General features: G+C 64.8%; 5 protein-coding genes and 1 pseudogene. 2 read left to right on the forward strand and 4 right to left on the reverse strand.

Annotation, left to right across the window (positions count from 1 at the left end; all coding sequences use genetic code 11):
- The 4 genes from EOA38_RS24800 to uraH all read right to left on the reverse strand — a co-directional run.
- A partial coding sequence (locus tag EOA38_RS24800) for an XdhC family protein (RefSeq protein WP_281060114.1) occupies nt 1-173 on the reverse strand: 173 nt, incomplete at its 3' end.
- A gap of 62 nt (nt 174-235) precedes the next feature.
- Nucleotides 236-2,587, reverse strand: coding sequence for a xanthine dehydrogenase molybdopterin binding subunit (xdhB, locus tag EOA38_RS24805; protein ID WP_127300461.1), 2,352 nt, complete (start codon nt 2,585-2,587; stop codon nt 236-238).
- Nucleotides 2,587-4,068, reverse strand: coding sequence for a xanthine dehydrogenase small subunit (xdhA, locus tag EOA38_RS24810; protein WP_127300462.1), 1,482 nt, complete (start codon nt 4,066-4,068; stop codon nt 2,587-2,589). The genes xdhB and xdhA overlap by 1 nt, the downstream gene beginning before the upstream one ends.
- Before the next feature lie 3 nt (nt 4,069-4,071).
- Complete coding sequence (gene uraH / locus EOA38_RS24815) at nt 4,072-4,446, reverse strand: hydroxyisourate hydrolase (RefSeq protein WP_126090635.1); 375 nt, start codon at nt 4,444-4,446, stop codon at nt 4,072-4,074.
- 173 nt (nt 4,447-4,619) lie between these two features.
- Here uraH and puuE point away from each other — a divergent pair, with 173 nt between their 5' ends.
- Both puuE and EOA38_RS40515 read left to right on the forward strand, forming a co-directional pair.
- Complete coding sequence (gene puuE / locus EOA38_RS24820; protein WP_127300463.1) at nt 4,620-6,044, forward strand: allantoinase PuuE; 1,425 nt, start codon at nt 4,620-4,622, stop codon at nt 6,042-6,044.
- Between the two features lie 10 nt (nt 6,045-6,054).
- Nucleotides 6,055-6,236: pseudogene (locus tag EOA38_RS40515) on the forward strand ((S)-ureidoglycine aminohydrolase); the annotation flags it as partial.

The following is a 6,236-nucleotide window of genomic DNA, read 5'->3' on the forward strand; positions in this document are numbered from 1 at the left end:
GCCATATATTCGAGCTGGCCGCCGCCGATGGTGCCGAAGATCGCCGATGCCGAGACGAGCATGAAGGCGCCGGTCTCGCGCGGCGTCGAACCTTTCGTCGCCGCGACCTCGACCAGCGCGACCCGGCCAGCCTGGCCGAGAAACGCCTTCAGGCTTTGAACTTTCGAGTTCATCGTCTGCATTCCTAATGCCGAAATATAGAGTTTTTCGGCCTGAATTGCACGTTTTGGCCCGTTCAGGCCGGCTTTGCGGCTTCCTGCTTCAGCCTTTCGATCGCCATCAGCACCCGTTCCGGCGTTGCCGGGGCGTCGAGGCGCGGACAGATTTTGTGGTCCGCGACACTTGCCACGGCATCGGAAAGCGCGTGCAGCACCGACATGCCGAGTGGGAAAGGCGGCTCGCCGACTGCCTTGGAGCGATGCACGGTCGGCTCGTTCGCTTCGGACCAGTCGGCCAGCTTGATATTGAAGATCTTCGGCCGGTCGGAGGCGAGCGGGATCTTGTAGGTCGACGGCGCATGGGTGCGCAGCCGGCCCTTGTCGTCCCACCAGAGTTCCTCGGTGGTGAGCCAGCCCATGCCCTGGATGAAGCCGCCCTCGATCTGGCCGAGGTCGATGGCGCGGTTCAGCGAGCGGCCGGTCTCGTGCAGGATGTCGGTGCGCTCGACCACGTACTCGCCGGTCAGCGTGTCGACCGACACCTCCGAGCAGGAGGCGCCGTAAGCGAAGTAGTAGAAGGGACGGCCCTCGCCCTTGTCGCGGTTCCAGTGGATCTTCGGCGTCTTGTAGAAGCCCGCCGCCGAAAGCTGAATGCGCGCCATATAGGCCTGTTTGACCAGATCGCCGAAGGGTATCTCCTGGTTGCCGATGCGGACCCGGTTGGGCAGGAACAGCACCTGATCGCGTGGCACCTGGTACTTTTCCGAGGCGAAGTTGGTCAGCCGGTCCTTGATCTGGCGGGCGGCGTTCTGCGCCGCCATGCCGTTGAGGTCCGAACCCGAGGATGCGGCGGTGGCCGAAGTGTTCGGCACCTTGCCGGTGGTGGTCGCGGTGATCTTCACCTGATCGAGATCGATCTGGAACTCCTCCGCCACGACCTGCGCCACCTTGAGATAGAGACCCTGCCCCATCTCGGTGCCGCCGTGGTTCAGGTGAACCGAACCGTCGGTATAGACATGCACCAGCGCGCCGGCCTGATTGTAGTGCGTGGCGGTGAAGGAGATGCCGAACTTGACCGGCGTCAGCGCCAGCCCGCGCTTGATGAAGCGGCTGTTGTTGTTGAATGCGCTGATCTCGCGCCGGCGCCGCGCATAGTTCGAGCTTGCCTCCAGCTCGGCGACGATGCGCTGGATGACATTGTCCTCGACCGTCTGGTGGTAGGGCGTGATGTTGCGGTCGCCATTCGTGCCGTAGAAATTCTTCTTGCGGATCTCGAGCGGATCCTTGCCGACGGCAAAGGCGACCTCGTCGATGACGCGCTCGGCGCCGACCATGCCTTGCGGGCCGCCGAAGCCGCGGAAGGCGGTGTTCGAGACCGTGTTGGTGTAGAGCGGCGCCGACTGGGCGTGCACGTTCGGCCAGAAGTAGGTGTTGTCGCAGTGGAACAGCGCGCGGTCGGTGACCGGGCCGGACAGGTCCGAAGAGAAGCCGCAGCGCGCCGCGAACATGAAGTCGACGCCGAGGATGTTGCCGTCGTCGTCGAAGCCGACTTCATAATCGATGAGGAAGTCGTGGCGCTTGCCGGTCGCGGTCATGTCGTCGTCGCGGTCCGGCCGGATCTTGACCGCGCGTCGATGGCGTTTGGCAGCGATGGCGGCGAGCGCCGCGAACTGGTTGCCCTGCGTTTCCTTGCCGCCGAAGCCGCCGCCCATGCGGCGGATTTCCACCGTGATGGCGTTGCTTGGCACGCCCAGCGCGTGGCTTACCATATGCTGGACTTCGCTCGGATGCTGGGTCGAGGAATAGATGGTGACGTCCTGGTCTTCGCCAGGGATGGCCATGGCGATATGGCCTTCGAGATAGAAATGCTCCTGGCCGCCGAGGCGCATCTTGCCCTTGAGCCGGCGGGGCGCCGCCTTGATTGCCGCGGCCGCGTCGCCGCGCCTCAGCGTCAGCGGCGGGGTGACGAGCTTGCCTTTCCTCGGGTCGAGCTCGGCGATGTCGGTGACGAAAGGCAGCTGCCTGTATTCGACCTTGGCCAGCCTGGTGGCGCGCCGTGCCTCTTCGCGCGTCTCGGCGATGACGCAGAAGATCGGCTGGCCGAAGAACTCCACCTTGCCGTCGGCGAGCACCGGCTCGTCATGACGTCCGGTCGGCGAAATGTCGTTCTCACCCGGCACATCCTTTGCCGTCAGCACGTCGACGACGCCGGGAGCGGCGCGCACCGCCGAGAGGTCCATCTTGGTGATGGTGGCATGAGTCGCTGTGGAAAGACCCAGGCAGCCATGCAGGATGCCGGCCGGCTCCGGCATGTCGTCGATATAGACCGCCGTGCCGCTGACATGCTTGTGCGCGGAATCATGCCGCTGGTCGCTGGCGACACCACCCGAGATCTTCTGCGCCTTGAGATTGGGGACGTGCTTGGTCATCAGGCAGCCTCGTAGCGTGAGACCTGGAACGGCGCCTTGGTGCCGGTGGTCTCGACAAAGAAGCGCAACAACAGGTTCTTCGCCGCGAGCGCGCGATACTCGGCGGTCGCGCGCATGTCGGTCAGCGGCGTGAAGTCGCTGGCATATTCGGCCATCGCGGCTTCCACCGTCGCGTCGCTCCAGGTCTTGCCGATCAGCGCCTTCTCAACCGCCGTGGCACGCTTCGGCGTGGCCGCCATGCCGCCATAGGCGATGCGGATATCGGCCACAGAGCCATCCTTGGCCAGGGTCAGATAGAAGGCGCCAAGGGTCGCGGTGATATCCTCGTCGCGGCGCTTGGTGACCTTGTACACGGCAAATCTCGTTCCCTTTGCCGGGACAGGCACGTGCACGGACTCGACGAATTCGCCAGGCTGACGGTCCTGCTTGCCGTAGGCGATGAAGAAGGTCTCGAGCGGGATCGTGCGGCGGGCGTTGCCCTTGCGCAGCGTCAGTTGCGCGCCGAGCGCGATCAGCGGCGGCGGCATGTCGCCGATCGGCGAGCCGTTAGCGATGTTGCCGCCGACGGTGCCCATGTTGCGCACCTGCTCGCCGCCGATGCGGTCGACCAGCGGTCCCAACGCCGGGATGCGCTTGGACAGCGTCTCGAAGGCCTCGGTGTAGGTGACGCCGGCGCCGATGGTGATCATTCCATCGGCCTCCGAGATCGTGCGCAGGCCGTCGAGGTCGCCGATGAAGATCGCCGGCGAGATGTCGCGCATATGCTTGGTAACCCATAGGCCGACATCGGTCGAGCCGGCAACGATGGTGGCGCCCGGTTCCTTTTCGAGCACGGCGGCGAAATCGTCGACATTGGCCGGCACGATAAGCCGCTGCTTGCCAGAGCCGACCTCGACCCTGGCGCCGTCGCGCAGCGCTTCCAGCCGCGCGGTGATCGCCTTGCGTTCCACCGCCAGCGGATCCTTCGCTGCCCTGCCGTAGCTCGAAATGGCGCGGGCGGCGCGCATGATCGCCTCGTAGCCGGTGCAGCGGCAGAGATTGCCCTGCAGCGCCTTTTCGATCGCCGCATCGGAGGGGTTGGGCGTCCTCATCCAGAGCGCGTAGAGCGACATGATGAATCCCGGCGTGCAGAAACCGCATTGCGAGCCGTGGAAATCGACCATCGCCTGCTGCACCGGATGCAGCTTATCGCCGTCGCCGCGCAGATGCTCGATGGTGACGACATGGGTGCCGTCGAGCGAGCCCATGAAGCGGATGCAGGCATTGACGCTTTCGTAGACCAGGCCTTCGGCGGACAACTTGCCGACCAGCACTGTGCAGGCGCCGCAATCGCCCTCGGCGCAGCCTTCCTTGGTGCCGCGTAGCGAACGGTCGAGCCGCAGCCAATCGAGCAGGGTTGCATCGGGCGCGACGTCGGTCAGCGCGATGTCGGTGCCGTTCAGGATGAAGCGTATCTCGTTGCGGGTTTTGGTATCGGCCATCTGTCAGCTCCCGCGATAGGTCGAGTAGCCGTAGGGCGAAATCAAGAGCGGCACATGATAATGCCGTTCCTCCGCCATGCCGAAGCGGATCGGCACGGTGTCGAGGAAAGCCGGCTGCGGCAGGCTGACGCCTTGCCCGCGCAGATAGTCTCCGGCGGCGAAGACCAGCTCATATTCGCCGGTGCGGAAATCGGCTCCCGCAAGCAGCGGCGCGTCGCAGCGGCCGTCATCGTTGGTGGTGACGGTCTTCAGATGCGTGCGGGCCTGCCGCTCGATGCGGAAGAGCTCGATCGATAGGCCTTTTGCCGGCCTGCCGGTCGCGGTGTCGAGAACGTGGGTCGTCAGACGCCCGCCATCGGCTTTCGACGTTTCTGCCACTGGCCGCCTCCCATCCCGGTACAAACGTTTTCAGGTCAATTGTGCGCCAATTAAAGGCGATGCATAAGTCCCGGTCGAGCGGAGTGCGGCAAAAAGCACTTTCAAAAATTTTCGGGGGAATGCTGGCGCACTCCTTTCGATATCTTCATCCCAACAATCGGGCAGGAGCGATCATGCGTTACGAACGGGACATGCGCGGTTACGGGGCCAATCCGCCGGATCCGAAATGGCCCGGTGGCGCCTATGTCGCAGTGCAGTTCGTCGTCAACTACGAGGAAGGCGGCGAAAACTGCGTGCTGCACGGCGACAAGGCTTCGGAAGCCTTCCTGTCCGAGATCGTCGGCGCCGCCCCCTGGGTCGGCCAGCGCCACTGGAACATGGAATCGATCTACGAATATGGCGCTCGCGCCGGCTTCTGGCGGCTCTACCGGCTGTTCACCGAAGCCCAGGTGCCGGTGACCTGCTACGGCGTCGCCACGGCACTGGCCCGCTCGCCCGATCAGGTCGTGGCAATGCAGGAGGCCGGCTGGGAGATCGCCTCGCACGGGCTGAAATGGATCGACTATCGCGACCACGCGGCTGAGGACGAGAAGCGCGACCTCGAAGAGACGATCCGGCTGCATTACGAGGTCACCGGCGCGCGGCCGACCGGCTGGTACACCGGCCGCACCTCGGTCAACACCGTGCGGCTCGCCGCCGAGGAAGGCGGCTTCGACTACGTCTCGGACACCTATGACGACGAATTGCCCTACTGGTTCGACCGCGAAGGGTTGGAGAAGCCGCAGCTCATCATCCCTTACACGCTCGACGCCAACGACATGCGCTTTGCCACGCCGCAGGGCTTCAACTCGGGCGACCAGTTCTTCGCCTATCTGAAGGACAGCTTCGACACGCTCTATGCCGAGGGCAAAGCGGGGCGTCCTCGGATGATGAACATCGGCCTGCATTGCCGGCTGGTCGGCCGTCCGGGCCGCGTGGCGGCGCTGAAGCGCTTCGTCGACTATGTGAAGTCGCATGACAAGGTGTGGCTGACCCGGCGCGTCGACATCGCCAAGCACTGGCGCGAGACGCATCCTTACCAGGCGCCGGCTTTGCGGCCGTCGCGGATGGAGTTCGAGGCCTTCGTGCATGCCTTCGGCGGCGTGTTCGAGCATTCGCCCTGGATCGCCGAGCGCGCCTACGAGCTGGAGCTTGGGCCCGCACATGACAGCGCCGGCGGCCTGCACAACGCGCTCTGCCGCGTCTTCCGCGCGGCGACGGAGGCCGAGCGGCTTTCGGTGCTCAACGCCCATCCCGACCTTGCCGACAAGCTGGCGGCGGCCAAGCGCCTGACGGCGGAATCGGCCAAGGAACAGGCCTCCGCCGGGCTCGACGCGCTGACCGACAAGGAGCGCGAGCTGTTCTCGAAACTCAACGCCGCCTATGTCACCACCTTCGGCTTCCCCTTCATCATCGCGGTCAAGGGCAAGACCAAGGACGAGATCCTGGCCGAGTTCGAGGCCCGCATCGGCAACAGCCGCGGCGTCGAGTTCGAAACCGCCTGCAGGCAGGTCGAGCGCATCGCGCTGCTTCGGCTGAGAGACATGCTCCCCCAATAGGCTTCAACACATGGATATGATGGAAATGGCCGAGCGAACCTACTACGCGCCGCATGGCGGCCATCCCGGCCAGAACGAGCTTTTGACCGGCCGCGCCGTCTTCACCGAAGCCTATGCGGTCATCCCCAAGGGCGTGATGCAGGACATCGTCACCAGCCCGCTGCCGTTCTGGGACAAGACGAGGGCATGGAT

Source organism: Mesorhizobium sp. M1E.F.Ca.ET.041.01.1.1 (assembly GCF_003997355.1).
Classification (GTDB): Bacteria; Pseudomonadota; Alphaproteobacteria; order Rhizobiales; family Rhizobiaceae; genus Mesorhizobium.